The sequence below is a fragment of the Epibacterium sp. ABZ3_068 genome, assembly GCF_056159265.1.
The window spans coordinates 1,400,173-1,426,321 of record NZ_JBSWUV010000001.1; the positions used below are offsets into that span (position 1 = coordinate 1,400,173).

Sequence of the window (26,149 nt, forward strand, 5' to 3'; positions counted from 1 at the left end):
AAAAGTTATTCTGCATCTTCTTTCTTCTCGACGATCTCTTCGCCGGTTTCCTGATCGACAACTTTCATCGACAGGCGTACCTTGCCGCGGTCGTCAAAGCCCAGAAGCTTGACTTTTACTTCCTGACCTTCTTTCAGAACGTCAGACGGGTGGTTCAGGCGTTTGTTCAGGATCTGGGACACGTGCACCAGACCGTCGCGCTTGCCAAAGAAGTTCACAAAGGCACCAAAGTCGACGATCTTCACAACTTTACCGGTGTAGACTTGACCTTCTTCGGGCTCCGCCACGATCGAGTAGATCATGTCGTAGGCTTTTTGGATCGCTTCGCCGTTGGCAGACGCAATCTTGATCACACCGTCATCGTTGATGTCGACCTTCGCACCCGAGGTCTCCACGATCTCGCGGATGACCTTACCGCCCGAACCGATCACTTCGCGGATCTTGTCGGTCGGGATGTTCATGGTCTCGATGCGCGGCGCGTGTTCAGAGAACGAGGAGGCCTCTGTCAGCGCTTTGGCCATCTCACCCAGGATGTGCATCCGGCCTGCCTTTGCCTGTGCCAGAGCGGATTTCATGATCTCAGGCGTGATGCCTGCAACCTTGATGTCCATCTGCAGCGAGGTGATGCCGGCCTCAGTACCTGCAACCTTGAAGTCCATGTCGCCGAGGTGATCCTCGTCGCCCAGGATGTCGGTCAGGATACCGTAGGAGCCGTCGTCTTCCAGAACCAGACCCATCGCAACGCCGGCAACCGGTGCCTTCAGCGGAACACCCGCGTCCATCATGGACAGGGAGCCACCGCAGACGGATGCCATCGAGGAGGAGCCGTTGGATTCGGTGATTTCCGAAACAACACGCACGGTGTAGGGGAAGTCGGTCGGTGCGGGCAGAACAGCCTGCAGCGCACGCCATGCCAGTTTGCCGTGACCGATTTCACGACGGCCGGGGGAGCCCACGCGGCCCACTTCACCAACCGAATAGGGAGGGAAGTTGTAATGCAGCAGGAAGTTCGATTTGAAGTTACCATGCAGGGAGTCGATGAACTGCTCATCGTCGCCGGTGCCCAGAGTGGTCACAACCAGACCTTGGGTTTCGCCACGGGTGAACAGAGCCGAACCGTGCGTACGCGGCAACAGGCCGGTTTCGCATTCGATCGCACGAACCTGATCCAGGGCACGACCATCGATGCGGCGGCCGTTTTTCACAACGTCACCACGCAGAACGCCGGATTCCAGCTTCTTGAGTGCAGAGCCGAGGTTTTCGTCTTCTTGTTGTTCCTCAGAGAGACCTGCGATGATCTCTTCTTTCAGAGCAGAAACAGCTGCAACACGCTCTTGCTTGTCGCTGATCGCGTAAGCTGCGCGCATTTTCTCTTCGCCAGCGGCTTTCACCACGTCGAACAGTTCCGAATAGTCCGGCGCTTCAAACTCAAACGGTTCTTTTGCGGCTTCTTCGGCCAGATCAATGATCAGGTCGATGACCGGCTGGATCTGCTCATGCGCAAAGGTCACCGCGCCGAGCATTTCGTCTTCGGTCAGCTCATAGGCTTCCGATTCCACCATCATCACGGCGTCTTTGGTGCCGGCAACAACGAGATCCAGACGCTGTTCCGGGTTCAGGCGCAGGTCCTGCATGTCATCGACGGTTGGGTTAAGGACGTATTCGCCATCCACAAAGCCAACGCGTGCACCGGCAATCGGGCCGCGGAACGGCGCGCCGGAAATGGTCAGTGCGGCAGAGGCAGCGATCATTGCCACAACATCCGGGTCATTCACCAGATCGTGGGACAGAACGGTGCACATCACCAGAACTTCGTTTTTGAAGCCAGGGACAAACAGCGGACGGATCGGACGGTCGATCAAACGCGCGGTCAGGGTTTCTTTTTCGGTCGGGCGCGCTTCGCGCTTGAAGAAGCCACCCGGAACTTTACCGGCGGCATAATATTTCTCTTGGTAGTGAACGGTCAGCGGAAAGAAGTCCTGACCGGGTTTCTGTGCCTTTGCGAAGGTCACGTTGGCCATGACCGAAGTCTCGCCAAGGGTAGCAATCACAGTGCCGTCCGCTTGACGGGCGATCTTGCCGGTTTCCAGTGTCAGCGTCTCTTCGCCCCACTGAATTGATTTTTTGGTAACGTCGAACATACGTTTCGTATCCTAATTGGAAGCTCTCTCAGGCGTATCCCGGGTCTTCCGTTTGCGTAGCGGCCCCATTGCCGCCGACCCCATGTTATCTTGCTTTCGCGTGCCAGGGTCCGGGCACGTCGTCTCAGATGTCCCGGTGATTACCTGAATTTACAACATTTGCAAAGAAGCCTTTTCCCGGGCTTATTGCAAAGGCCCTGTTGCCACCGTTTGCACGTCGAGCATTGGCAGGATGGTTTCGCTGACCTGCGTCGGAAAGTCAGGGTTGGATCGCATCAGCGCCGCCGCCGCGCGCCCTTTTTCCAAAGACCGGAGAAAGGCAGAGACCTGATCCGGTGTGTGGCGCGGTAATGTATCCAATCGGAATTGGGACTGTCCCTTGATGATCCGCTTCTGGTCCAGCGCGGCGGCAACCCGTTTGGAGCAGCGGCAAGGGTTGTTAGGTGAAATCACACCACAGGTTTTTGTGACAAATTCCGTGACGGATTTGCGCGCGCGCGCCAACCGCTGGCGGAAAGCCGTGGGTGAAATATCCAGTGCATGTGCGGCTTCGTGATCGGTCAGTTCGAAGATTTCGCCCAAAATATAGGCCATGCGCGCAGGCCGTTGCAGGCAGGTGAGCATGGCCAGAGTGCAGCCGACCTTGATCTCTTCCAGCGCTAGGGTGGTTTCCGCATCGGTCAGCGTGCCTTCTGCGAGATCCTGTCGACCATGGTCCAAATCCGCCGCAAACCCTTCAAAGGTCAAGCGCATGGCTTCCACCCGGCCACGTTTGCGGCGCGCCATCAGATCTCGGCAGGCAACCTGCATCGCCCAGGCCCCTGCGGCGTTCACATCGATCAAAGACCCGATATGCGTCACGATCTTGATCAGGATTTCCTGAGTCGCATCCTCGGCGTCCGCGTGGTTCGCCAGCATCCGCAGCGCCAGGTTAAATACGGGCCGCTCAGCAGCCCGTACAATTTCATTCAGGGCGGCGCGGTTCCCCTGTCGCGCCGCCTCGACTTGATTTCCGTCGAAAATGATCATTCTTCCAACTTTGCTTTTAACTCCATGAGCTCCTTAGCAAGTATTTCCATCTGTGAATGTAATGCACCTTCCAGTTCTTCCAAAGGAACCGGCGGTGCCATCAGGACAAACGAGTAGATTGATTTGCCTTCGCCATCGGGTGTGACGCGGGAAAAGGCCGTGGCAACTGAATCATCAGGGAAAGTCATGTACCAATCGACAGAACCGGCTGCGGCATTGGCAATGGTTTTGAGTTTAATCGGAACAGCGCCGTTTGGTGTGACAAGATCCGCAGAGGTATCGTCGGCCCGCTCAAACGCATTTGTCCATTTGGTCAGGTTCTGCGGCTGCGCGACAAACTCAAAAACTTCGGCTGCGGATTTTTCGATACCAATCGCTTGTACATCAAAGGTTTTCATAATGTGTCTCCGTATCAATGGCCGCCAGTTCATCCGGCGGGACACTTATAAAGAGGGCGGGACTGACACATCTGTGACAGTGTTTTTGATTTTTTTTGCAGGCGGTAAGTTTTTCAACGCAGGGTCAGCGAAACCCGGTGTCGGCTTTGACCAAAGTGGCTGTTTCCACCTGATCCAAAAGGGCAAGCCGTTCATCTATTGATAGGCCCTTGGAGGCCGCTTTGCGCCAGATACGGTCGCATGATTTGGGCGACCAGGGCAAATTGGCCCCGGCCATCCATTGGCGCAATTCGCGCGGCAGCCGGTCAAAGGCGTCCATGGGATCGCCTTTGCGTATTTTTGCCCGCAGACCTGTGTCGCCTCGGTTGCAGCGTCGCATTGCGGCCATGTTTATGCAGCCTGTTGGGACGTGCGCCAAACCGGGAATGGGTCCGGCATATCTTTGAGGAGATCAAGGTCATCCGGCGTGGTGTCTGGCAATAGGCAGGCATCCAGATCTGCCTCGAGCTGGGGCCAGTTGATACCTGAGCCGATAAAGACCAATTCCTGTCGGCGGTCGCCAAAAGGTTCGCACCAGACATTTGCCAGGTACTCCTCTGCGCCTTCCGGCCTGCGGTCTTTTGGAACAGACGCCCACCATGTGCCAAGCGGAGCAACGCTGGACAGTGCGCCGGCCAGTGAAAACTCTGCCACCCATTGCGGGCGCGTCACAACCCAGAAATGACCCTTGGCCCGGATCACACCAGGCAGGTCCCCATTCAGGAGCTTGTGAATGCGCACGGGATCAAAAGGCGCGCGGGCGCGATAGGCAAATGACTGAATACCGTATTCCTCGGTCTCGGGCGTGTGGTCGGCAAACCCATACAGTTCTTTGGCCCACATCGGGTGTTGATGCGCTTTCTCGAAATCAAACAGCCCGGTGTTGAGAATGTCCCGAGGCTCCACTTTGGCAAAGGAGGTCTCGATAATTTTGGCATCCGCATTCAGGCTGCGAATGATCTTGCGCGCGGCATCGGCATTTTCCGGACCTGCGTCATCCACCTTGTTCAAAACCACGACATCGGCGAATTCAAGCTGGTCGGTGAGCAAATGCACCAATGTACGGTCATCTTCCGGTCCCAGAGTTTCCCCCCGGTCTTCCAGCAAGTCATGGCTGGAAAAATCACGCAACAGATTCACCGCATCCACAACTGTCACCATCGTATCCAGGCGGGCAACATCAGAAAGGCTTTGACCGTCTTCGTCGCGGAAATCAAAAGTTGCCGCAACGGGAAGAGGCTCAGCAATGCCGGTCGATTCGATCAGAAGGTAGTCAAACCGGTCTTCATCAGCGAGTCGGCGCACTTCCTCCAACAGATCATCCCGCAGGGTACAGCAAATGCATCCGTTGGACATCTCAACAAGAGTTTCCTCGGTCCGGCTCAGGTCTGCACCGCCTGCGCGCACCAAGTCGGCGTCAATATTGACCTCGGACATGTCATTCACAATTACAGCGACCCGCAAGCCGTCCCTGTTGTTCAGAATACGGTTCAGCAACGTCGTTTTTCCTGCCCCCAGAAAGCCGGACAGGACAGTAACGGGCAAACGTGTGTCAGCCATTTCAATTTCACCTCAAGATATGTTATATCGTAACAAACATAAAATGAGATCGAACTCAAGTGGTGAAATGGCGCACTAAAAAACCGCACCTCTTTCAAGGTGCGGTCTGTTTCTTTTCGATCAATCCCTGATCAGAATCGCAGGCGGGCAGTCAACGCAATGGTGCGCCCGGCTTCATAAATCGGAATGGCGCGAGTGGAGTCGATGCCATCTGTGCTGCGGGTTGCAAAGGTTTCATCAAACAGATTTCGCACATCCAAGCGCAATTCCAGATTGTCCATGCTTGGCGGGGTATAAGACGCATAGACATCCACGGTCTCATAGCTCGGCAGCTTGTCGCCATCATCCTGCGTAAAGGATGGCACGATCTGCGCAACGCCGCCGACGCCAAAGGAATTGTTCAGATCCCAATGTGCGGAAACAGCGATCCGATGACCACCGGGTGCACCGTGGAAATAGGCAAACGTGCCGATGTCCTCTCCATTCTCGGTAACGTCCGCATAGGTCCAGTTCGCAGTAACAAAACCGCTGCCAAAGTCATAGGTCAACGATGTGTCGATACCTTCACTGACCAGGTCACTGGAAATCCCGCGGTCGCCCGAGGCCTCGGCAATATCGTCGATTTCGGTGCGGAACAATGCTGCGCTTGCCTTCAGGGTCCCATTGTCAAACCGGGCGCCGATACGGGCGGCGCGGGCACGTGATGCGCCAAACCCATCGTAGCTGGTTGGAACATTGTCCGCGTTCAGGTTGACCAAGGAGGCTTCGCCAAGTTCATATCCGCCCCAAGTCGTCGCAAAGCCCGCGTTCAAAGACCAATTGTCGTTGATAAGATAATCGACCGAGCCATTGACGCTTACACCGCTGTCATCCAACTTTGTACCGTCGACACCTCTGAAGTCCTGAACGTCAAACCGGGCGCCATAGCTGGTCGAAAACCGCGATCCGAAATCCTGCCGGGCCTGCGCAAAAATACCGTAGCCCTCATGCTCTTCACGTCGGGTCGACGGGATCTCTGTTTCCTCGTCGGACCGTCCGCTGGCGGATTCGCGGAAGAAATCGATGCCTGCGGTGATCGTACCATTGGACAGAGCAAATTCGTTCTTGAGGCTGCCGCTCAGGCTTGTGTTGCGCCCGTAAAGCCCAACAGCGTCATTGTCTTGTTCGTTGTATGACAGCAGAAACTCTGGGTTCCAGATGCCTCCATCCTTTTCTTTTTCATAGGTCAAAGTGTAGGATTCACGCGTTGCAAGACTGTGTACCAACACTGTGTCGCGGCCAATCACACCGGCGAAATTGGCGCGGACAATACCGTTCTGGGATGCACGCAAACCCTCGTCTTCGGTCTTGCTGGCCGAAAATTCTACGCGGTGCCCTTCCCCGAAATTATACGCAAACTTGGCTCTATAGTCCGAGAGCGCCGAGGCCGAGTTGTTCACAATGTTGCCGTCGCCGTCTTCGTAATCGTCTCCATCGCGTTTTGATGCGCTCAGAAGGTATTCAAATCCGCCGGTCCGCCCAAACACGGCCATTGACCCCTCGGTGCCAAGCCCGTTGGTGCCAAAAGTCAGGCGAGACACGCCGCCAAAGTTATCCCCTTCGTCCAAGAGGTCGGCAGCGTCTTTGGTCTCATAGGCGATAGAGCCCCCCAGAGCGCCTGCCCCAACATCGGCGGGTGCCAGCCCCTTGCTGACTTCGACGCGTTTCAGAAGGAACGGATCCAACAGCACATTGCCCGCATGGTGAAACGGGGATTTATTCTGCCGTGCGCCGTCGATCGTGACGTTGAGCAGCGTTTCTTCGACACCGTTCACGTAAACGCGCTGGGCAATTGAAGCACCACCGCTTGAGGTGACAGCACTTTTTCCGGCAAAAATGTCTTTGGCAGAGGTCGGATTGCGCGCGTCGATTTCTTCTTCTGAAATCTCTTCGTTGCCAAGTAAGGCCTGCGCTTCTTCGGCCTCAATACGGATCGTTTCCAAAAGCAGTGGTTCGTTCAAATCTTGCGCCCAAACGGCGCTTGCTGAGCTCAAGACTGTGGTCAGCATCAAGCCTGAGATTACTGTAGGTTTCATGGTTGTCCCGTCGACGGTTCGTGATTGGTCGCGGGGTGAGCCTAGAAAGGGGCAGTGCCTAGCTTTTGATTTTTGACGATCGCTGTTTATGGTGGTGTTATTTGCGGTACAAGCCGAAAATCACTAACCTGTGAAGTGATTTCAAAAACTGCAATGCGTTTGCAAAAAAAAAACGCCCGCTCCTTTCGGAACGAGCGATACTGTCTTGCGGTGGTTCCCGCTTAGCGGCGGATGCCCAGGCGTTTGATGAGGTCTGTGTAACGCGCCTCTTCTTTGCCTTTCAGGTAGTCCAGCAGCTTACGACGTTGAGCAACCATCTTCAAAAGGCCACGACGACCGTGGTTGTCTTTTTTGTGGGTTTTGAAGTGCTCGGTCAGAGTGTTGATGCGCGAGGTCAGGATGGCAACCTGGACTTCAGGCGAACCGGTGTCGCCGTCCTTGGTTGCAAATTCTTTCATGACGCGTGCTTTTTCTTCAGCAGTGATCGACATCGGGGTCTCCTTTTGGGTTAAAGGTGAATGGCGCAGGCCGGGATGTCGTCCAGCACAGGCCCGTGGAGAGTTCCATCAGTTCTCAAAAAGAATCTCATGGATGGGCGCGTATAGTCCGAATTGGATCATTTGGCAAAGGCTAACTGCGCAAAATGCCCTTCAGGGAATTGGGTCCGGAATCGCAGGACCATCTGACTGCAAAACGATGTCATCCAGTGTAATCTCAGCCCCTGCCGACAAACGCGCCACGATTTGCCCGTCGACCCGCACTTCTGTTTCATCCGGGACGTCTTCAGAAGCGGTGATGGTAATCTCCGGGGGATCTGCGGGTTCAAAAGGCCAAGGGATAACCAGCTCATCCTGGCCGACTTCAAAGTCTGTGATCTGTATAGCTTCGTCGCGATTTACGTTGCTGGCAATGATCTGATCTGCGCCCTCGCCGGAGGTGACCATATCCTCGCTCCCGGCAAAGATGGTATCGTCGCCGTCACCGCCATTCAAATAGTCCTGAAGCGCGTCGTCATCCCCCAGGATCAGATCGTCTCCATAACCGCCAAACAGTGAATCTTGCCCGTCACCACCTTCCAGTGAGTCGTCGCCGTCATTTCCATGCAGCGCATCGTTTCCGGCGGACCCGCTCAAAACATCATTGCCTTGCCCACCGTGGACCACGTCGTCCCCTTCGCCGCCGTCCAGAGTGTCAGAGCCAAAGTGCCCAAACAGGAGGTCTGCCCCGCCATCTCCCTCCAAAAGGTCTGATCCGGCGTCGCCATGCAGAACGTCATCGCCCGCGCCACCGGAAAGACTGTCGTCCGCGTCAGCACCATAAAGCGCGTCATTGCCATCGCCGCCCAATACCGTATCGACTCCGTCGCCGCCGTTGATTGCATCAGCCCCCGCGCGCCCTTCCAGGAGGTCGTCTCCATCGCCACCGGAAAGTGTGTCGGCTTCATCGCTCCCAATGAAAACGTCCAGTGGGAGGGTCTCCGTGTCTTCAAAACGTGCTTCCGCAGTGTCGTCCGCTTCCTGGTCTTCGTCGTCCTGTTCGTCAGATTCATCCAGAAATAACAAACTGCTAGCGGCGATAAGCGTAAAGAAGCTGGCTATCATGAACATGGCTCTTACTCCAACGCGTAACAAAACCCAAAGCGCAACAGGGGAGATTATACCCGGCAAGTCAGAGAACGAATAGAGAACTTCTGTTAAATTTTCGTATGGATGCGCGAATTAACCCCGCCAAAGGATCGGCTGCTGCGCATAAGATATGTAAAGGGGATGTTTTGGGTGGCCTGCTTTGCTCAGGCCAATGTGGTGAAGCGGCTTGCCGGTTTTGCGCAACATGTCCTCAACCCGGGGCCCCTGGCCTCGGTGCGCGCCGTGCGTGCCCCAGGCGCAAATCACCATATCCGCCCAATCCATCCCTTCGAGAAGGGTATCCATATTATGCGGGCCTTCTGGCGCATCGGTTGCGCGCATGTCACGTGGGTCGGTGGCGCGATAAGCAAAGATATTTGTTGCGCGAAAGCCGCCAAATCCCAAGGCGCGCGCCCGGCGTTCACAGCGTTCAATCGTGGGGTCGTTTTGAACCTCGGTCGCTTTGGACGGATTGAGCATGATGAACATCACCCGTTTTCCCTCAGGCTTCCAGATACGGGTCAGGGAATAGCGATAGGTCTCGCAATCGGAGTAAATGGCTGACGAGGGCGCGTCGCCCTTGGTATGGTGACGAGTGATCATGCCCCGCGCCATGCCACGGGCAGGGACATGGATCAAGCCTGCCTACTGGTTGAACACCCGGCTGGGATGCAGGCTGCCGGACTTGTAAATGCCGACCGCCACGGCCTTCCCTTCCAGCGAGGCCCAGGCTTCATCCCCATATTCAACCTCAGTATTGGGCATCACCATGCCAGGATTGCCGTTCTTCAGACGAACGGCACCTTCAGCGGTGCATTTGACCTCAGGAAGTCCATCCAGCCCTTGCTCCAGTGGGCGCAGGTGGGTGTCGAGCTCAGGCGTGCGTTCCATTCGCATCACCTCATCCCATTTCAGACCGTCTTCCACCTCAAACGGGCCGGACCAGATACGACGCAACTCTTTGACATGAGCGTAGCACCCAAGGGCCTCGCCGAGATCCCGCGCGATTGAGCGGACATAGCCGCCCTTGCCACAGGTCATCTCCAGAACCACGTGATCCTCATCCGGACGGTCGATCAGAAACAGCTCTTCGACCCACAAGGGCCGCGCCGCCAGTTCTATGTCTTCCCCATCCCGCGCCAGCTTATAGGCACGCTGACCGTCTATTTTGACAGCAGAAAATTTGGGGGGCACCTGCTGGATTTCCCCAAGGAACGGCAGCAGCGCTTCTTTGATCTGCTCATCCGAGGGGCGCATGTCGCTCTCGGCGATCACTTCGCCCTCGGCATCATCGGTATTGGTGGCCTGTCCCAAGCGTACGGTAAACGTATAGGCCTTCATCGCATCGGTAATAAACGGCACGGTCTTGGTCGCTTCACCAAGAGCAATCGCTAAAACGCCGGTGGCTTCGGGATCCAGCGTACCCGCATGGCCCGCCTTTTGTGCCTCAAGCGCCCAACGGACCTTGTTCACAACCGCAGTCGAGGTCATCCCCGCCGGTTTGTCCACCACCAGCCAGCCGGAAATATCGCGCCCTTTGCGTTTGCGTGCCATTGCCCATCCTTAATGCATGATTCAAGGCGCGCGGCGTAGCTCAAGCAATCTGATCTGTCAATTCATCCAGTGCGCTTTGGCTCAGTTTGCCAGCTCAGCCTCTGGCGCTTCGCTCACAACGCCAACAATCGGCCCCATCATAAAACCCGCATCACTGCGTCCGATCTGCGGTGCATGAAACCGCGAGATATTGCCGTCAAAATATAGCGCGTTCTTCAGCTTTAGGTGATCGCGAAACAGGCTGCCGAACTGATGAAACGTCACCGCATTGCGCGAAATCACAAAGACCGCTCGCTTCCCATCTGCCGAAGTGCCAACACCATTGCGCACGTAATAGGATGTTGAATCCGGAAGAAACCTTGGGTGCAGCTCGCCGTCGATCACCAGCATCGGTCCTGATTGGGTGGCGTAGTTGCAGGCAACACCGCTGTCGCGAAAACTCAGGGTTTCAAACACATCGGCGCGCCCCTGCCGGATGCAAAACACACCGTTGGGCAACAGCCCAAAGTTGCCAGGCCCTGCAGTGGGCACCAGATGCATGACTTCCTTGCCGTCTTCTATGAATAAACCAACCGGCGAGCGATCTGCGTGATACATGCCGGCATTGGTGGCGAAACTCAGCTCTTTGCCCTGATCGCCAAGCTCAGCCGCCAGACGGGAAAAATGCCCCAGCACCGCACCGTTTTCGTCCTTGAGAAACAGTTGCAACTGCTCTTGCGACGCGTCCACTTCGCACAGGCTGTACCGGTTGCCATCATAGGTCAGATTGCGGCACTCAACCGCCCTTGCCACCTGTGGCAGACCTGCCCAAACCATGCAGGCGCATAGTATCAGGCAGGCTGCGCGGATCATTCGTCGATATCACGGCGCACCGCGTCCTGACCCAGCATTCGGCGCGTCTCGTCCATCTGATCAAAGGTCTGATCCAACTGGAACCGCAGATCTGGGGCGAATTTCAACCCCAGCTTCTTGCCGACCACACGGCGCAGTTCCGCCTTGTTGCGCGCCAGAAGATGCACCACCTGATCCTGCCCCTGGCCGCCCAAGGGCAGCACATATGCTGTTGCGATTTTCAGATCCGGCGAGGTACGTACCTCGCCGACAGTGATCGACATACGGTTCAGGTCGGGATCATGCACGTCACCACGCGCCAACACCTCAGACAGGGTGCGGCGGATCAGCTCTCCTACACGAAGCTGACGTTGCGAAGGACCGGGACCATCATGAAATTTGTTTTTAGCCATGATTCCGATCTATGCCGAATTGCCCCCTTTGCCAAGCGCTGCGCGGCGCTGTAGGAGGAATTCAGCACGTTTTAAAAAGGACCAGAGCGATGACTGACCTCCCCGGAATTGTGATCACCGGCGCCTCGGGGCGTATGGGGCAAATGCTGATCAAGACAGTCCAGGAGAGCGAAAAGGCGCGTCTGGTCGGAGCCATTGAACGCGCTGGCCACGATTGGGTGGGTCGTGACGTTGGCGAAGCCATGGGCGGCGCGGCACTGGGCGTGACTGTGACCGACGATGCGCTGGATGCCTTTTCCAAGGCACAGGCGGTCATCGATTTCACCGCGCCCGAAGCGACAATCGAGTTCTCCAAACTCGCGGCTCAGGCTCGCTGTGTCCATGTGATCGGTACAACCGGCATGAGCGAGGAGCAAATCGCCCAGCTTGAACCCTCCGCCCGCCACGCGGTGATTGTCCGGGCTGGAAATATGAGCCTTGGCGTGAATCTTCTGATGCAGCTTACCAAAAAGGTTGCTGCTGCCCTTGACGAGGATTTCGATATCGAAGTGATCGAAGCCCATCACCACCACAAGGTCGACGCCCCTTCCGGCACGGCGCTGATGCTGGGTGAAGCCGCCGCCGAAGGGCGTGGCGTAAAGCTGGCTGACGTCGAAGACCGCGCGCGTGATGGAATCACCGGTGCCCGCAAAAAGGGGGATATCGGCTTCTCGGTCATTCGTGGTGGCGACATCGTGGGCGAACACGATGTCCTCTTTGCTGCTCCCGGTGAACGTATCATTTTGCGCCACATGGCCACCGACCGGGCGATTTTCGCGCGCGGTGCGGTAAAGGCCGCGCTTTGGGGGCAGGGGAAGGCCCCCGGTGAATATGATATGGTGGACGTCCTGGGACTCTGAAGCGGCCCGTTGGGCCGCTGCCTCCGGCGGAAGTATTTGAGAAAAGATGAAAGGTTGCCTGTGCGCTATTGCTTTCATCTTTTTGAAAATACTTCGGGGGTGCGGGGGCTGGCCCCCGCGAGCTGATCGCCAGGGTGAAGGCCTCAGTTTTCAAGGCGATGGTGTGCCAGAAAACCCTTCAAACCCGTCGGTTGTTTCCACCAGAGATGTTTCAAAATTTGCGATCATTGGCATGACTTTGGATTCAATGTCCTGGTTCCAGACGGGACCATTGTAAAAAGCGCTCTTGATCTCTTCCCGCGCTTCCAAGCTGGGAAAAGCACGCATCCAGTGTACTTTATCAGGCTCTTCGAGATCACGCATCGGGCCAAAAACCTGCATACCTGCCTAGCGCAGCGCCTGCCGGTTCACGGTTTCAAAGAAACGAATGAACTCTTCTCGTTTTCCTGGATGCAGCGTGTATTGGCGGATTTCGATGATCATGAACCTATCCGCGTTGGTCAGAAGTCGACTGCAATGCCTTTTTTCTCCCAATCGCCATATCGTACGGGTTCGGGGCCATCTCGCCCGCCCAATTCTGTTGGCAGCGGCTCTTTTTCCTGCTCGGCCTGCCTACGCGCATCGGCTTCGGCCAGGGCGCGTTGGGCGGCGGGCGGCAGGTCTTTCCATTCGGGTTTGATCTGGGGCGTGGCGTCGGTCATTGACGGGTTCCTTTATGCTCTGGGCATGATATACGCCGCTCTTCATCGGGAACAAGCGCTTCCCGCTCCTCACTCGCCGCATCCCAAAGGAGTGCCGGATGTCTGACCCAATGCACGCACGCAGCACAGTAGTTTATCTGTTGGACCAGGTTTTGGGCGAAGGACGCCTGCTGGCCGAATGTTATGCGGCAGGCGCTTTGGAACGGTTGGAACCCCAGGATCGCGCGCGGGCGCAGCGGTTGGTGACCGATGTGCTGCGCAATCTTGAACGCTGCGACAAAATTCTTGGGAAATACTTGAAGAAGGCCACGCCCCTGCATGTCAAGAATGCTTTGCGTCTGGGGGTTTATGAGCTTTGCGGTGGCGGTGCGGCCCATGGTGTGGTCAACACAATCGTCAATATCGTGTCTCGCCACAAACGCCACGGGGCGCTTAAGGGGCTGGTCAACGCGGTGCTTCGTAAAGTGGCTGAACACGGACCCGCAGAATGGGAGAAGCTGCGTACTCCCCGGTTGCCCAAATGGCTCCGAAACCCTCTGCAGCAGGCCTGGGGGGCAGAGGCGATGCATGGGATCGAAGCGGTGCATCTTGCTGGCGCGCCGCTGGATATTACACCTAAATCTGACAATCAGGGCATTCTGCCAGAGGGCGAAGCGCTTCCCAGTGGCTCGATTCGCCTGCAGGACGCAGCGCAGGTCTCAGCTCTGCCTGGGTTCGAGACCGGGGACTGGTGGGTTCAGGATGCCGCTGCAGCCCTGCCGGCACGTCTGCTTGCCACCCAAAAAGGGGAACACGTTCTGGACCTATGCGCCGCACCAGGCGGCAAGACCCTGCAATTGGCCGCGACCGGTGCCGATGTGACAGCTGTTGATATCTCTGAAAATCGTCTGGCGCGTCTGCGGGAAAACCTGGCCCGGACGCAGCTTCGGGCGACGGTCATCGCGGGTGATGCGCTTGAACATCAGGGGCAATATGATGCGGTCATTCTGGATGCGCCCTGTTCCGCCACCGGAACCATCCGCCGCCACCCGGATCTGCCCCATGCCAAGGATGGTAGCGATTTTGGGGCTCTCATTGATCTGCAGGCGCAGATGCTGGCCCACGCCTGGAGCCTTGTGAAACCCGGTGGACGTATGGTGTTTTGCACCTGTTCTCTGCTGCCGGATGAAGGGGAATGTCAGGTCGAAGATGCGGTTGATATGTTTCCGGACATGGCGGTCGATCGAATGGCACTTCAGGCGCTTGGTATCGAATCGAGCTGGATCACCGAGGAAGGCGGCCTGCGCCTTCGGCCTGATTACTGGGCCGATCGGGGCGGTATGGACGGCTTTTACATGGCTCTTCTGCGCAAATCGGCCTGAGCGACGGCGCGACATATCTTCAACCCCGGTGACTTGGGCTTGGCGGCGCGCTATGCTCGCGGGAAAAGGCCTGCAATTTTACACCCCTAGGCCGGGCGTTGAGACTATTTGAATATGTCACACTACAGCCGTATTTCGACCAACGGGACCCGTTTCTTGAACCGTTGGTATGCCTATCGCGCACGACGCCAGCCGTCGGCGACAGGGTTTGTGTCGCAGCCTGAACCGCGCACCATCGGCAGTTTTGCACGGGGCCGCCAGCTTGTGTCCGGCAATTTGCTCTTTGCGGGCTATCTTTTGGAATCACAAACCACCGGGTTGTGGGAGGTTGAGGCACCGGATCAGGCGTTTGACGCAGAGCGCCACGGGTTTGCCTGGCTTGATGACCTGGTTGCGGTCGGGGATGTGACGGCGCGCAAAAAGGCTCAGACATGGGTATGGGGCTGGATTGAAGCACATGGTGAGGGCGGCGGGATCGGCTGGAGCCCTGATCTGACAGGGCGGCGTGTAATCCGCTGGATCAACCACGCCCTGTTCCTGCTCGCGGGGCAGGAAAAAGAGGCGTCAGACGCCTTTTATGCCTCTCTTTCGCGGCAGGCCTGGTTTCTGGCCCATCGCTGGCAGGGCGCCATACCGGGTCTGCCGCGTTTTGAAGCGTTGACGGGCCTCATCTATGCCGGAATGACCCTGGAGGGGCGCGAGGAGTTGGCCGAGCCAGCGATCAAGGCACTGTCTGGTGAATGTGAAAGGCAGATTGATGCCCAAGGTGGTCTGCCAACCCGTAATCCCGAAGAATTGCTGGAAGTCTTCACGCTTCTGACTTGGGCTGCGGCAGCCCTGACGGAAACCGGGCGCCGTGTTGCGCCTGCTCATCAAGGGGCGATTGAACGGATTGCGCCTGCCTTGCGCAGTTTGCGGCATGCGGATGGCGGCTTGGCCCGGTTTCATGGCGGTGGACGTGGAATGGAGGGGCGGCTGGATCATGCCCTGGCCGCGGGGCCATCCAGTCGAGAAAAGTCCGACGGTCTGGCCATGGGCTATGCGCGGCTATATGCGCGGCGAACGTCTGTCATCGTTGATGCGTCCCTGCCTCCCACAGGTGTTGCGTCCTACAATGCCCATGCATCTACCCTTGCGTTTGAACTGACATCCGGGCGCAGGCCGCTGATTGTGAACTGCGGATCGGGTGAAACCTTCGGTCTGGAGTGGCGCCGGGCAGGGCGTGCAACTCCGTCTCATTCTACCCTCTGTCTGGCTGGGCATTCGATGGCGCGTTTGGCAAAGCCGCACAAAGTGTCCAGTCGTGAGGCGCTGATTGATGGCCCGACGCGTGTGCCTATCGAAGTCGAAGAACAAACGAATGAAACCAAGATCGAGATGGCCCATGATGGATATGAGCGCGATTTTGGGCTGACGCATGCCCGCTCAATGGAGCTCAGCGATGATGGGCGATCCTTGACGGGTGACGATATGCTTCTGGCTCTGGATGAGGCCGCGCAGAAGAAATTCGAGCACAGCAAACGTACGGTCGGGGCCACAGGGATTGGCTTTGATCTACGATTCCACCTGCACCCGGATGTTGATGCACGGCTCGATATGGGGGGGGCTGTCGTGTCTCTTGCCCTCAAAAGCGGTGAGATTTGGGTGTTTCGCCATGATGGAAATGCCAATTTGCGCCTGGAACCCAGTTTTTATCTTGAAAAAGGCCGTCTGAAGCCTCGCGCTTCGCAACAAATCATTCTATCTGGCTACGCAATAGAGTTTGCGACGCGCGTCCGGTGGGTGCTGAGCAAGGCACAAGACACCGCCGTTGCCGTTCGTGACCTCAACCGGGACGAGCCCGATAGTTTTGATTGAGCCTGACGAAGGACTGCCACACCCATGACCAATCTCCACCCCGTGCGCCGCGCGTTGCTTTCTGTTTCCGATAAAACCGGCCTGATTGATTTGGGCAAAGCGCTTGCTCAGCGCGGTGTCGAGCTTCTCTCCACCGGCGGTTCCGCCAAAGCGCTGCGCGAAGCGGGTCTGACGGTAAAGGACGTGTCGGAGGTCACCGGTTTTCCGGAGATGATGGATGGTCGTGTAAAAACGCTGCACCCCAAGGTCCACGGCGGCCTGTTGGCTCTGCGCGACAATGATGACCACGTTGCGGCGATGAAGGAACACGGCATTGGAGAGATCGACCTGCTGGTGGTGAACCTCTACCCGTTTGAAGCCGCTCTGGAACGCGGTGCAGATTATGCTGAAATGATCGAAAACATCGACATTGGTGGCCCTGCCATGATCCGCGCCTCTGCCAAGAACCACGGGTTTGTCGCCACCGTTGTCGACGTCGAAGACTATGATGCGCTTCTGGCGGAACTGGAGGCCAATGACGGCCAGACCACCTATGCCTTCCGCCAGAAACTGGCGCAGATCGCCTATGCGCGCACCGGTGCCTATGACGCGGCTGTGTCCACCTGGATGGCCAATGCGATTGGTGAGGAAACCCCGCGCCGCCGTGTGTTCGCGGGGGAGATCAAGCAAACCCTGCGGTATGGCGAAAACAGCCATCAGAAAGCGGCCTTTTATACCGATGGCTCTGGCCGTCCCGGTGTGGCGACCGCCGAGCAGCTGCAGGGCAAGGAATTGAGCTACAACAACATCAACGACACTGATGCAGCCTATGAGCTGGTGGCCGAGTTCGACCCGGCGGAAACTGCGGCTGTTGCCATCATCAAACACGCCAACCCATGTGGTGTGGCTACCGGCGCAACCTTGTTGGACGCCTACCAAAAGGCCTTTGATTGCGACCGCACCTCTGCTTTTGGCGGGATCGTGGCGCTGAACCAGCCGCTGGATGCGGCCACCGCCGAAAAGATCGTCGAGATCTTCACCGAGGTGGTCATCGCTCCCGGCGCGTCGGATGAGGCCAAAGAGATCTTTGCCAAGAAGAAAAACCTGCGTCTGTTGCTGACCGATGCTCTGCCCGCACCGCGTGCTGCGATCACCGCCTATAAACAGGTTGCTGGCGGCGTTCTGGTTCAGGACAAAGACGTGGGATATGTCGGACTCGACGACCTGAAGGTGGTGACCGAGGCCAAACCGACGGACGAACAGATGCAAGATCTGCTGTTTGCGTGGAAAGTTGCCAAACACGTCAAATCTAACGCGATCGTTTATGTCAAAGGAAACGCGACCGTGGGTGTGGGGGCGGGCCAGATGTCCCGCGTTGACAGCGCCAATGTGGCCGCTTCCAAAGCCGAGCGCATGGCCAAAGAGCTGGGGCTGGACGAAAACCTCGCCAAAGGTTCCGCCGTGGCTTCTGATGCGTTCTTTCCCTTTGCCGATGGCCTGTTGGAAGCCGTTGCTGCGGGTGCGACCTGCGTGATTCAGCCGGGTGGCTCCATGCGTGATCAGGAAGTCATCGATGCAGCCAATGAAAATGGCATCGCGATGGTCTTCACCGGCATGCGCCACTTCCGTCACTAACGAAGAAAGCAGGAGCGGATGCGCATACTTCTGATGGCAGCGTTGTCGGCCTTCGGGCTGGATCAGATCACCAAGATCTGGGTCGTTTTCGGCATGGATCTGAAAAACCGTCTTGCAATTGATGTGCTGCCGCCCCTCCTGAACTTTCGTTACGGGGAAAACCGGGGAATTAATTTCGGGCTTCTGCGATGGCTGTTTGAAATCCTTGGCGAAACTGGCAGTGCACTGTTTCTGGCAGGGCTTTCCATTGTCATCTGCAGTGCCCTGTGTATCTGGGCCATGCGCCAGCCGCCGCACCGGGGGCTGCGTTTCGCGGCAGGTTTGGTTATCGGCGGCGCGCTGGGCAATGTTCTGGACCGACTGGTTTATGGTTATGTGCTGGACTTCCTCAATATGTCCTGCTGCGGGATCAACAATCCATTTGTGTTTAACATTGCGGATGTCTTTATCTTTGGTGGTGCAGCAGGATTGATCCTGTTTGAAAGCCAGTTGAAAAAGCCCGCGTGACCTTGCATTCAAAATCAGCTAAGACGCGATAAACGGACGGGAGTGGTTCAGATGCAGATCTCAAAGACACTTGTGGGTATCGGCCTTGTTCTGGCGGTTTCCGCCTGCAGCAAAGGCGGCCTGCATGATCTGCGACCGACGGGCACTGGCCCGGATGAATTTCTGGTACAGCCGGTAAGACCGCTGGAAACGCCGGCGAATTTTGCCGAATTGCCGCAACCGACGCCGGGTGGTACCAATCGCACCGATCAAAACCCCAAGGCTGATGCAATTGCAGCATTGGGCGGGAACCTCAACACCGCCGGTATTCCAGCATCCGACGGCGCGCTTATCGCTGCGACCGGTCGCTATGGCGTAGAACCGGAGATACGCCAAGATCTGGCAGAGGAAGACGCCAAATTCCGCCGTCGCGAACAGCGTACCGCGCGTATTAAACTGTTCCCGGTCGACCGGTATGGGGATGCTTACAAGCGCCAGTCTCTGGATCCGTTTGCGGTAAACCAGGCTTATCGTGACGCGCAGACGGGCACGCCATCTGCGCCTCCGGCTGAATAAAAATCCTAAAATATTCTCACATCCTCGCCAATGGCCTTGTTCCTGCGACTAGGAAACGTAGGTTTAAGGGTATCGGTATCCTGTATCCGGTGACGATCCCGTCCAATCGGGAGGTCTGAGCAGTTCCGGCGCGGCGGGCAAAACTCGCGCCGCTTTTTAACGGAGGACGACATATGATCCGACGGATCACTTGCGCTGCAGCGCTGGCACTTGGCCTTTCTGGCAGTGTGGGAGCCAGTGAAGCGAAGGTCACCACCTTCTCATTGGACAACGGTATGGATGTGGTCGTGGTCGAAGACCACAGAGCGCCGGTCGTGCAACAAATGGTCTGGTATCGCGCTGGATCGGCGGATGAACCGATCGGCGAATCCGGAGTGGCCCATTTTCTGGAGCATCTTTTGTTCAAGGCGACCGAGAACCTTGAATCCGGGGAGCTTTCGGCAACGGTTGCCGCCAACGGTGGGCGCGACAATGCGTTTACCAGCTACGATTATACCGCTTACTTCCAGCGTGTCGCCTCGGACAGGCTTGAACTGATGATGCAGATGGAAAGCGACCGGATGGTCAATCTGCGCCTGACCCCCGAAGACATCGAGACCGAGCGTGAGGTCATCCTGGAAGAGCGCAATCAGCGGACCGACAGCGATCCGGGTGCATTGTTCCGGGAGCAGATGAACGCCGTCCAGTATCTCAACCATCGCTATGGTCAGCCTATCATCGGTTGGCGCCACGAGATGGAAGAGCTGCAGATGGAAGACGCGTTGTCTTTCTACTCTACCTATTACGCGCCGAACAATGCGATCCTTGTGGTGTCAGGAGACGTAGATCCGGAAAACGTCCGCAGCTTGGCGGAAACCTATTACGGAGTAATCCCCGCCAATCCAGATCTGCCAGAGCGCATGCGTTCGTCAGAACCACCCCAAACAAGTGCCCGCCGTGTGACCTATAAGGATCCGAGGGTTGCGCAGCCTTATGTGATGCGCAGCTATCTCGCACCGGAGCGCGACAGCGGCGCCCAGGAAAAAGCCGCCGCGCTCTACCTTCTCGCGCAGCTTCTGGGCGGGGGAAGCACCTCTTATCTGACCAATGCGCTGCAATTCGATCAACAATTGGCTGTCTACACAACGGCCTATTATCGCGGCGAATCTCTGGATGACACCACATTCACCTTCCTTGTTGTGCCTGCTCAGGACGTGACCCTGGAACAGGCCGAAGCGGCGTTGGACGAAACACTTGCTGCCTTCCTCGAAGAGGGGATTGATGAAGACCAGTTGGAGCGTATCAAACTGCAACTGCGCGCGGATGAGATCTATGCCCGTGATAATGTGGATCGTATCGCCAACCGCTATGGCCGTGCATTGACCACTGGGTTGACGGTCGAAGATGTTCAGGCGTGGCCACAGATCCTGCAGTCGGTTACCGCCGATGAAATCATCGCCATCGCACGGGAGGTCTTGCAGCCGGAAGTTTCCGTAACGGGCTGGCTGATGCGTGACGCACAGGAGGTGACCCAATGAACCCCTTGAAATACATTTCTGCCATCTGCTTTCTGTTTTTGGCGACCCTTCCGGCCCGTGCTATAGAAATTCAGGACGTCACCACTCCGGGTGGTTTCAAGGCATGGCTGGTCGAAGATCATTCGATCCCCTTTGCCGCGCTTGAACTTCGCTTCCGAGGTGGCACATCACTGGATGCTCCCGGCAAACGCGGTTCGGTCAATCTGATGACCGGCCTTTTGGAAGAGGGGGCCGGGGAGCTTCTGGCACAGGACTACGCCCGCGCCCTGGAAAGCCTTGCAGCCAGCTTCTCTTACGGCTCTGATCGCGACTCGGTCGCTGTATCAGCGCGTTTTCTCAGTGAGAACCGCGCCGAAGCAATGGAGTTGTTGCGTCAGACTTTGCTGGAGCCCCGCTTCGACCAGGATGCTTTGGACCGTGTTCGTGCACAGGTGCTTGCCGGTCTGCGGTCCGAGGAAACGGACCCGAACGAGATTGCTGGTAAGATGTTTGCGGCCAAAACCTATGGTGACCACCCTTATGGAACACCGGAAAACGGCACAATCGAGAGTGTCACGGCGCTGACCCGCCAGGATATCTTTGCGGCCTATGAATCTGTTTTTGCCAAGGATCGCATCTATATCAGTGCGGTGGGTGATATTACGGCCGAAGAGCTTGCGACCCTTCTGGACGGTTTGCTGACGGATCTACCTGAAACGGGTGCAGCCATGCCAGCCCCTGTTGCCCCCCAACTGTCCAAAGGCCTGGAGATCATCGATTTTGAAACCCCGCAGTCGGTTGCTATCTTTGGTCAGCCGGGGGTGGAACGCGACGATCCTGATTTCTTTGCCGCCTATGTGTTGAACCAGATCCTCGGAGGCGGGTCTTTTGACAGTCGCCTGATGAGCGAGGTGCGCGAAAAACGGGGCCTTACTTATGGGGTCTACTCCTACCTGCTGCCACGGGATCTGGCGGCGGTTTACCTCGGCTCTTTTGCTTCGGCGAACGAGAAGATGGCCGAAGCGGTGGATGTTGTCCAATCCGAATGGTCACGGATCAAATCCAATGGCGTGACCGAGCAAGAATTGCAGGATGCAAAAACTTATCTTACGGGTGCCTATCCGTTGCGGTTTGATGGCAATGACCGCATTGCAGCCATTCTGGTCGGCATGCAGATGGACGGTTTGCCGATTGATTATGTCGACACCCGCAATGACAAGATTAATGCGATCACTCTGGAAGAGGCGAACCGCGTAGCTGCCGAATTGTATGATCCGGAGCGTCTGCAGTTTGTGATCGTTGGCCGGCCGGAGGGATTGCAGGCCACGCAATAAAGGGCCTGGCATCTGCCATCCCGATAAACAAAAGGAGCGCTCCGTTTGGTGCGCTCTTTTTATTTTGTGGCTGGCATATGGTGCGGGAGGCTTTGAGCGTTGGGGTGGATGCTTGGAATTTAAGCTAATTTCGGGCAGTTGCACCGTCTTGTTGAGAATAATTCTCAATATCATTGACAAAGTTGCAAATCGTTCTCAATATCATTCTCCAGGATGTACAGAAGGATTCTGACTATCATGCTGACCCGCCGTTTGATGATTGCGGTTGTTTCCGCCTTGCTGGCTGTGCCGGTGGCTGCTTTTGCGGCTCCACTGAAAGTTGTCGCGACAACCGGTATGATCGCAGATGCAGCGCGTCAGGTTGGTGGTGATGAGGTGGACGTCAAGGCTTTGATGGGTCCCGGCGTCGACCCCCATGCCTATCGCCAGACACGCAGCGACATCGTCGCCATGACCCGCGCGGATCTTGTTCTGTGGCATGGGCTCTATCTCGAGGCGCAGATGGAAGACTTCATGCAGGCTCTTGGGGCAAAGCGCACCGTTGTCGCCGTTGCCGAAGCCCTGCCCAAGGATATGCTGCGGCGCCATGATGATTACGCCGACAAATTCGACCCCCACGTCTGGATGACGCCGACCTTGTGGAAGGATGTGGTGAAAGAGGTGCAGCGCAGCCTGACCGAAGCTCGCCCCGAAGCCGCAGATGTGTTTGCAGCCAATGCCGCAGCCCATCTGACAGAGCTGGACAGACTGGCTACTTATGGGCGGGACGTTCTGGGCAAGGTGCCAGCGGACAATCGCGTCTTGCTGACCGCGCATGACGCTTTTGGCTATTTTGGTCGTGATTTCGGGTTCGAGGTTCTGGGGGTCCAGGGCATCTCCACACAATCCGAGGCCGGGCTGAACCGGATTTCGGAACTCGTCGACATGTTGGTCGAACGCAAGATTGGGGCTGTCTTTGTCGAAAGCTCTGTCTCTGACCGTTCTGTGCGTGCCCTGATCGAAGGGGCTGCCGCTCAGGGGCATGAGGTCAAGATCGGCGGAGAGCTTTTCTCGGATGCGATGGGCAAGGATGGCACCTATGAAGGCACGCTTGTAGGGATGCTTGATCATAATTTCACCACCATTGCAGCGGCGCTGGGGGCCAATGTGCCCGCGGGTGGCATGGATGGCAAACTCTTGGCGGGGTTTTAAGCGATGTTGGATCTGATCACGGACAACGGCACAACCCTTACGGAAAGCTGTCTGGCGCAAAGCCCGCTGGCCATTCGCGGCCTGACTGTGACCTATGGCCAGAAACCGGCGGTGTTTTCCGTTGATATGACCGTGCAACCCGGCGAAATGACAGCGATCATCGGCCCCAACGGGGCTGGAAAATCCACCATGCTCAAAGCTGCACTGGGAGTAATTCCTTCAGTCTCTGGGCGGGTGCAGGTCTTTGGCAAACCCCTCAGCGAACAACGAGCCCGCGTGGCCTATGTTCCGCAGCGCGCCAGCGTGGACTGGGATTTCCCGACCCGCGTGATTGATGTGGTTTTGATGGGGCTGTACCGGCAAGTGGGTCTTCTGGGCCGCATCCGGGGGCATCATCGTGCTGCTGCGCGCGACTGTTTGGACCGGGTTGGCATGGGCGACTTTGCAGACCGCCAGATTGGCCAGCTGTCTGGTGGGCAGCAGCAACGGGTGTTCCTTGCGCGTGCGCTGGCTCAAAATGCGGATCTTTACTTGCTGGATGAACCCTTCGCAGGGGTCGACGCTGCCACCGAAAAGGCGATTATCGGCGTTTTGAAATCCCTGCGTGCCGAAGGTAAAACCGTGGTTGTGGTTCACCATGATCTGGCCACCGTGACCGAGTATTTTGACAATGTCTTCCTGATCAACACCCGCAAAGTGGCCGAAGGCGCGGTGGAGACCACGTTCAACACCGTAACCTTGCAGGCGGCTTATGGCGGACGTCTGGCCGCAACCCAAGTTGAACAGCTGAACCAGATCACGGGCTGACCCCATGATCTGGGACGCGCTTTTGCTGCAGCTCGGCTATAATGCAACGTTAGTGTCTGTCGGGGCCGCTCTTCTGGGCGCGGCAGCTGGCATTACAGGCACGTTTCTGTTCCTGCGCAAACGCGCTCTGGTGGCTGATGCGGTCAGTCACGCAACTCTGCCCGGCGTCTGCATCGCCTTTCTGGTCATGGCAGCCCTGGGCGGGGATGGGCGCAATCTGATCGGCCTGTTGATCGGCTCCGCCCTGACGGCCGCCGTCGGTCTGTGGTGTCTCAATTGGCTGACCCTGCGCACCCGGCTGGCCGAGGACGCGGCGATCGGTGCGGTTCTCTCTACCTTTTTTGGCTTTGGCGTGGTGCTTCTCACCATTATCCAAACCGCAGGCGTGGGCCGTCAGGCCGGACTCGAAGGGTTCCTGCTGGGCTCGACTGCTGGCATGTTGTTCAATGACGCGCTGTTGATCGCGGGCGGTGGGGCCGCCACGCTTGTGATCATTGCATTAACCCGCCGTGCGCTGACACTGGTCTCCTTTGATCCGCAATATGCTGCATCACAGGGGATCGACGTGCCCCGGACCGACATGCTGATGATGGGGCTGGTGATGGCCGTCACTGTTGTTGGTCTCAAGATCGTTGGTCTGATCCTGATCGTCGCGCTTCTGATCATACCCGCCGTCACCGCGCGGTTTTGGTCAGAACGCTCTGACGTGGTTGTGCTTCTGGCGGGTGTCTTCGGCGCCTTGGCAGCCTTTCTGGGTGCAGGGATCTCTGCCACGGCGCCGAATCTGCCGACAGGCCCGCTGATCGTTTTGATGAGCGCCGCTCTGTTTGCGCTGTCGTTGTTTTTCGCACCCAGCCGTGGCGTTCTGGCCGCTGTGATCCGCCAGCGCCGGTTTCAGCGCCGGGTTCACCTGCGTCAGGGGCTGTTGGCACTGGCTCAGGAGCAACCGATTTACGAGGCGCTCACGCTCCGGCTTTTGGGACGGTCCGGTCTGGTGCGGCCGGATGGGGTCGCGACAGAGGCAGGCCGTGCCCGCGCGGCCAAGGCGCTGCGTGATGAAAAACGATGGGAGGTCCTGCGTAGAGATCATGCGCATGAGGCCGCCGCCGCGCTTTATGACGGGCTGCGTGAGATCGAAACCGTTCTGACCCCCGATGAAATCCACGCCATAGACCTGAAAATCGGTGGCCCGCAGGAGGTTGCCTCATGAGTGGCGCAGAATTTGTACCCCTGTCCCTGCCGCCGATGCTTATTGGCACCTGCGCGGCGATTGCCTGTGCGTTACCGGGGAATTTTCTGTTGCTCCGTCGGCAGGCGCTGATTGGTGATGCGATCAGCCATGTGGTCCTGCCGGGGATTGTTATGGCGTTTCTCCTGACAGGGGTGATTTCCACATGGCCGATGATGATTGGCGCGGCAGGTGCGGCGTTGGTTGCGGTTCTTTTGATCGAAGCTATTCGCCGCCTGGGACGGATTGAACCCGGTGCCGCCATGGGGGTGGTCTTTACCACCATGTTTGCCGGCGGTGTTCTTCTGCTGGAACAAACAGATACCTCCAGCGTGCATCTAGATGTGGAACATGCGCTTTACGGCAACCTCGAAAGCCTCATTTGGCTGGACGCCACCGGTTGGGCGTCGCTGCTGGATCCGCTGGCGCTTGCGGGCCTTCCGCCAGAGCTTTTGCGCATGGCTCTGGTTCTGCTGCTCACGAGCCTCTTTATCGGTGTCTTCTGGCGTGCGCTGAAGATCTCCACCTTTGACGAAGGTTTTGCACAAGCCGTCGGGATCAGAACCACGCCGCTTGGGCTGGCGCTTGTGGTGGTGGCAGCCATCGCGGCTGTTGCCGCTTTTGATGCGGTGGGATCGATTATTGTGATTGCCATGTTCATCTGTCCGCCCGCTGCAGCCCGGATGATGGCCAACCAATTGGAGGGCCAAATCGGGTGGAGCGTTGTTTTTGCTGCGCTCTCGGCCATCCTGGGCTATGTGCTGGCGGGGTATGGCCCCCTTTGGCTTGGGCTTTATGATGCGGTCTCTGCGGCAGGCATGATTGCTACGGTTTCGGGCCTCATCCTGGCGCTTGCTGCCGTCTTTGGTCCTTGTCGTACCCGTGCGGGAACCCCGGCGGGCATCTGACAGGGCTTGAATTCGCCGCTGGTGGA

The 26,149-nt window shown here is 57.3% G+C and carries 26 protein-coding genes; 12 read left to right on the forward strand and 14 right to left on the reverse strand.

Annotated elements, in window-relative coordinates; all coding sequences use genetic code 11:
* Positions 1–5: 5 nt before the first annotated feature.
* The 12 genes from pnp to rbfA form a co-directional block, all read right to left on the reverse strand.
* Complete coding sequence (gene pnp, locus ACXAEW_RS06625; RefSeq protein WP_474940576.1) at positions 6–2,141, reverse strand: polyribonucleotide nucleotidyltransferase; 2,136 nt, start codon at positions 2,139–2,141, stop codon at positions 6–8.
* A gap of 183 nt (positions 2,142–2,324) precedes the next feature.
* Entirely contained in the window at positions 2,325–3,170 is an 846-nt protein-coding gene (locus ACXAEW_RS06630; protein ID WP_474940577.1) for an RNA polymerase sigma factor, read from the reverse strand.
* Positions 3,167–3,568, reverse strand: coding sequence for an SRPBCC family protein (locus ACXAEW_RS06635; RefSeq protein ID WP_474940578.1), 402 nt, complete (start codon positions 3,566–3,568; stop codon positions 3,167–3,169). Before ACXAEW_RS06635 ends, ACXAEW_RS06630 begins: the two co-directional genes overlap by 4 nt.
* A 124-nt stretch (positions 3,569–3,692) precedes the next feature.
* Complete coding sequence (locus ACXAEW_RS06640) at positions 3,693–3,956, reverse strand: DUF6525 family protein (protein ID WP_474940579.1); 264 nt, start codon at positions 3,954–3,956, stop codon at positions 3,693–3,695.
* Between the two features lie 2 nt (positions 3,957–3,958).
* Positions 3,959–5,167 carry a GTP-binding protein gene (locus ACXAEW_RS06645; RefSeq protein WP_474940580.1) on the reverse strand — a complete coding sequence of 403 codons (1,209 nt, stop codon included), beginning with the start codon at positions 5,165–5,167 and terminating at the stop codon, positions 3,959–3,961.
* Positions 5,168–5,298: 131 nt separating this feature from the next.
* Entirely contained in the window at positions 5,299–7,242 is a 1,944-nt protein-coding gene (locus ACXAEW_RS06650; protein ID WP_474940581.1) for a TonB-dependent receptor domain-containing protein, read from the reverse strand.
* A 221-nt stretch (positions 7,243–7,463) separates the two neighbouring features.
* Positions 7,464–7,733, reverse strand: coding sequence for a 30S ribosomal protein S15 (rpsO, locus tag ACXAEW_RS06655; protein WP_474940582.1), 270 nt, complete (start codon positions 7,731–7,733; stop codon positions 7,464–7,466).
* A gap of 159 nt (positions 7,734–7,892) precedes the next feature.
* Positions 7,893–8,849, reverse strand: coding sequence for a calcium-binding protein (locus tag ACXAEW_RS06660; protein WP_474940583.1), 957 nt, complete (start codon positions 8,847–8,849; stop codon positions 7,893–7,895).
* 111 nt (positions 8,850–8,960) lie between these two features.
* Positions 8,961–9,470 carry a DUF1643 domain-containing protein gene (locus ACXAEW_RS06665; protein ID WP_474940584.1) on the reverse strand — a complete coding sequence of 170 codons (510 nt, stop codon included), beginning with the start codon at positions 9,468–9,470 and terminating at the stop codon, positions 8,961–8,963.
* A gap of 42 nt (positions 9,471–9,512) precedes the next feature.
* Positions 9,513–10,421, reverse strand: coding sequence for a tRNA pseudouridine(55) synthase TruB (gene truB / locus ACXAEW_RS06670; protein WP_474940585.1), 909 nt, complete (start codon positions 10,419–10,421; stop codon positions 9,513–9,515).
* An 81-nt stretch (positions 10,422–10,502) separates the two neighbouring features.
* On the reverse strand, positions 10,503–11,273 hold the full coding sequence (locus ACXAEW_RS06675; protein WP_474940586.1) for a phosphodiester glycosidase family protein: 771 nt from the start codon (positions 11,271–11,273) through the stop codon (positions 10,503–10,505).
* Entirely contained in the window at positions 11,270–11,665 is a 396-nt protein-coding gene (rbfA, locus tag ACXAEW_RS06680; RefSeq protein ID WP_474940587.1) for a 30S ribosome-binding factor RbfA, read from the reverse strand. Before rbfA ends, ACXAEW_RS06675 begins: the two co-directional genes overlap by 4 nt.
* Positions 11,666–11,754: 89 nt before the next feature.
* On the opposite strand from rbfA, the gene dapB reads away from it, so the two are divergent.
* On the forward strand, positions 11,755–12,564 hold the full coding sequence (dapB, locus tag ACXAEW_RS06685) for a 4-hydroxy-tetrahydrodipicolinate reductase (protein ID WP_474940588.1): 810 nt from the start codon (positions 11,755–11,757) through the stop codon (positions 12,562–12,564).
* Positions 12,565–12,714: 150 nt separating this feature from the next.
* Here dapB and ACXAEW_RS06690 read toward each other — a convergent pair whose 3' ends face one another.
* Both ACXAEW_RS06690 and ACXAEW_RS06695 read right to left on the reverse strand, forming a co-directional pair.
* Complete coding sequence (locus ACXAEW_RS06690) at positions 12,715–12,927, reverse strand: hypothetical protein (protein WP_474940589.1); 213 nt, start codon at positions 12,925–12,927, stop codon at positions 12,715–12,717.
* Positions 12,928–13,064: 137 nt separating this feature from the next.
* Positions 13,065–13,265 carry a DUF1674 domain-containing protein gene (locus ACXAEW_RS06695; RefSeq protein ID WP_474940590.1) on the reverse strand — a complete coding sequence of 67 codons (201 nt, stop codon included), beginning with the start codon at positions 13,263–13,265 and terminating at the stop codon, positions 13,065–13,067.
* 98 nt (positions 13,266–13,363) lie between these two features.
* Between ACXAEW_RS06695 and ACXAEW_RS06700 the strand changes: the two genes are divergently transcribed.
* From ACXAEW_RS06700 to ACXAEW_RS06750, 11 genes are all read left to right on the forward strand, one after another.
* Positions 13,364–14,626: an RsmB/NOP family class I SAM-dependent RNA methyltransferase gene (locus ACXAEW_RS06700; RefSeq protein ID WP_474940591.1), complete on the forward strand. Its 1,263-nt coding sequence runs from the start codon at positions 13,364–13,366 to the stop codon at positions 14,624–14,626.
* Between the two features lie 114 nt (positions 14,627–14,740).
* Positions 14,741–16,483, forward strand: a complete 1,743-nt coding sequence (locus tag ACXAEW_RS06705) for a heparinase II/III family protein (protein WP_474940592.1) — start codon at positions 14,741–14,743, stop codon at positions 16,481–16,483.
* A gap of 24 nt (positions 16,484–16,507) precedes the next feature.
* Positions 16,508–18,097, forward strand: coding sequence for a bifunctional phosphoribosylaminoimidazolecarboxamide formyltransferase/IMP cyclohydrolase (purH, locus tag ACXAEW_RS06710; protein WP_474940593.1), 1,590 nt, complete (start codon positions 16,508–16,510; stop codon positions 18,095–18,097).
* Positions 18,098–18,115: 18 nt separating this feature from the next.
* Entirely contained in the window at positions 18,116–18,604 is a 489-nt protein-coding gene (gene lspA, locus ACXAEW_RS06715; RefSeq protein WP_474940594.1) for a signal peptidase II, read from the forward strand.
* Positions 18,605–18,655: 51 nt separating this feature from the next.
* Positions 18,656–19,159, forward strand: coding sequence for a DUF3035 domain-containing protein (locus tag ACXAEW_RS06720; protein WP_474940595.1), 504 nt, complete (start codon positions 18,656–18,658; stop codon positions 19,157–19,159).
* Positions 19,160–19,332: 173 nt separating this feature from the next.
* Positions 19,333–20,676 carry a M16 family metallopeptidase gene (locus ACXAEW_RS06725; RefSeq protein WP_474940596.1) on the forward strand — a complete coding sequence of 448 codons (1,344 nt, stop codon included), beginning with the start codon at positions 19,333–19,335 and terminating at the stop codon, positions 20,674–20,676.
* A complete protein-coding gene (locus ACXAEW_RS06730; protein WP_474940597.1) occupies positions 20,673–21,989 on the forward strand; it encodes a M16 family metallopeptidase in 1,317 nt (438 codons plus the stop codon). The genes ACXAEW_RS06725 and ACXAEW_RS06730 overlap by 4 nt, the downstream gene beginning before the upstream one ends.
* 237 nt (positions 21,990–22,226) lie before the next feature.
* A complete protein-coding gene (locus ACXAEW_RS06735) occupies positions 22,227–23,180 on the forward strand; it encodes a metal ABC transporter solute-binding protein, Zn/Mn family (protein ID WP_474940598.1) in 954 nt (317 codons plus the stop codon).
* Positions 23,181–23,183: 3 nt separating this feature from the next.
* On the forward strand, positions 23,184–23,987 hold the full coding sequence (locus ACXAEW_RS06740) for a metal ABC transporter ATP-binding protein (RefSeq protein WP_474940599.1): 804 nt from the start codon (positions 23,184–23,186) through the stop codon (positions 23,985–23,987).
* Between the two features lie 4 nt (positions 23,988–23,991).
* Positions 23,992–25,197, forward strand: a complete 1,206-nt coding sequence (locus ACXAEW_RS06745) for a metal ABC transporter permease (RefSeq protein ID WP_474940600.1) — start codon at positions 23,992–23,994, stop codon at positions 25,195–25,197.
* Positions 25,194–26,123, forward strand: a complete 930-nt coding sequence (locus ACXAEW_RS06750; RefSeq protein ID WP_474940601.1) for a metal ABC transporter permease — start codon at positions 25,194–25,196, stop codon at positions 26,121–26,123. Before ACXAEW_RS06745 ends, ACXAEW_RS06750 begins: the two co-directional genes overlap by 4 nt.
* Positions 26,124–26,149: the final 26 nt, after the last annotated feature.

What these genes read in the sequence shown, in the direction of transcription:
- ACXAEW_RS06730 (WP_474940597.1), top strand. Translation starts at nt 20,673, where the DNA reads ATGAACCCCTTGAAATACATTTCTGCCATCTGCTTTCTGTTTTTGGCG.
- ACXAEW_RS06725 (WP_474940596.1), top strand. Translation starts at nt 19,333, where the DNA reads ATGATCCGACGGATCACTTGCGCTGCAGCGCTGGCACTTGGCCTTTCT.
- ACXAEW_RS06740 (WP_474940599.1), top strand. Translation starts at nt 23,184, where the DNA reads ATGTTGGATCTGATCACGGACAACGGCACAACCCTTACGGAAAGCTGT.
- ACXAEW_RS06700 (WP_474940591.1), top strand. Translation starts at nt 13,364, where the DNA reads ATGTCTGACCCAATGCACGCACGCAGCACAGTAGTTTATCTGTTGGAC.
- ACXAEW_RS06630 (WP_474940577.1), bottom strand. Translation starts at nt 3,170, where the DNA reads ATGATCATTTTCGACGGAAATCAAGTCGAGGCGGCGCGACAGGGGAAC.
- ACXAEW_RS06665 (WP_474940584.1), bottom strand. Translation starts at nt 9,470, where the DNA reads ATGATCACTCGTCACCATACCAAGGGCGACGCGCCCTCGTCAGCCATT.
- rbfA (WP_474940587.1), bottom strand. Translation starts at nt 11,665, where the DNA reads ATGGCTAAAAACAAATTTCATGATGGTCCCGGTCCTTCGCAACGTCAG.
- ACXAEW_RS06635 (WP_474940578.1), bottom strand. Translation starts at nt 3,568, where the DNA reads ATGAAAACCTTTGATGTACAAGCGATTGGTATCGAAAAATCCGCAGCC.
- ACXAEW_RS06645 (WP_474940580.1), bottom strand. Translation starts at nt 5,167, where the DNA reads ATGGCTGACACACGTTTGCCCGTTACTGTCCTGTCCGGCTTTCTGGGG.
- truB (WP_474940585.1), bottom strand. Translation starts at nt 10,421, where the DNA reads ATGGCACGCAAACGCAAAGGGCGCGATATTTCCGGCTGGCTGGTGGTG.
- dapB (WP_474940588.1), top strand. Translation starts at nt 11,755, where the DNA reads ATGACTGACCTCCCCGGAATTGTGATCACCGGCGCCTCGGGGCGTATG.
- ACXAEW_RS06650 (WP_474940581.1), bottom strand. Translation starts at nt 7,242, where the DNA reads ATGAAACCTACAGTAATCTCAGGCTTGATGCTGACCACAGTCTTGAGC.
- rpsO (WP_474940582.1), bottom strand. Translation starts at nt 7,733, where the DNA reads ATGTCGATCACTGCTGAAGAAAAAGCACGCGTCATGAAAGAATTTGCA.
- ACXAEW_RS06640 (WP_474940579.1), bottom strand. Translation starts at nt 3,956, where the DNA reads ATGGCCGCAATGCGACGCTGCAACCGAGGCGACACAGGTCTGCGGGCA.
- ACXAEW_RS06690 (WP_474940589.1), bottom strand. Translation starts at nt 12,927, where the DNA reads ATGCGTGATCTCGAAGAGCCTGATAAAGTACACTGGATGCGTGCTTTT.
- ACXAEW_RS06695 (WP_474940590.1), bottom strand. Translation starts at nt 13,265, where the DNA reads ATGACCGACGCCACGCCCCAGATCAAACCCGAATGGAAAGACCTGCCG.
- ACXAEW_RS06675 (WP_474940586.1), bottom strand. Translation starts at nt 11,273, where the DNA reads ATGATCCGCGCAGCCTGCCTGATACTATGCGCCTGCATGGTTTGGGCA.
- ACXAEW_RS06750 (WP_474940601.1), top strand. Translation starts at nt 25,194, where the DNA reads ATGAGTGGCGCAGAATTTGTACCCCTGTCCCTGCCGCCGATGCTTATT.
- ACXAEW_RS06735 (WP_474940598.1), top strand. Translation starts at nt 22,227, where the DNA reads ATGCTGACCCGCCGTTTGATGATTGCGGTTGTTTCCGCCTTGCTGGCT.
- lspA (WP_474940594.1), top strand. Translation starts at nt 18,116, where the DNA reads ATGCGCATACTTCTGATGGCAGCGTTGTCGGCCTTCGGGCTGGATCAG.
- purH (WP_474940593.1), top strand. Translation starts at nt 16,508, where the DNA reads ATGACCAATCTCCACCCCGTGCGCCGCGCGTTGCTTTCTGTTTCCGAT.
- ACXAEW_RS06720 (WP_474940595.1), top strand. Translation starts at nt 18,656, where the DNA reads ATGCAGATCTCAAAGACACTTGTGGGTATCGGCCTTGTTCTGGCGGTT.
- pnp (WP_474940576.1), bottom strand. Translation starts at nt 2,141, where the DNA reads ATGTTCGACGTTACCAAAAAATCAATTCAGTGGGGCGAAGAGACGCTG.
- ACXAEW_RS06745 (WP_474940600.1), top strand. Translation starts at nt 23,992, where the DNA reads ATGATCTGGGACGCGCTTTTGCTGCAGCTCGGCTATAATGCAACGTTA.
- ACXAEW_RS06705 (WP_474940592.1), top strand. Translation starts at nt 14,741, where the DNA reads ATGTCACACTACAGCCGTATTTCGACCAACGGGACCCGTTTCTTGAAC.
- ACXAEW_RS06660 (WP_474940583.1), bottom strand. Translation starts at nt 8,849, where the DNA reads ATGTTCATGATAGCCAGCTTCTTTACGCTTATCGCCGCTAGCAGTTTG.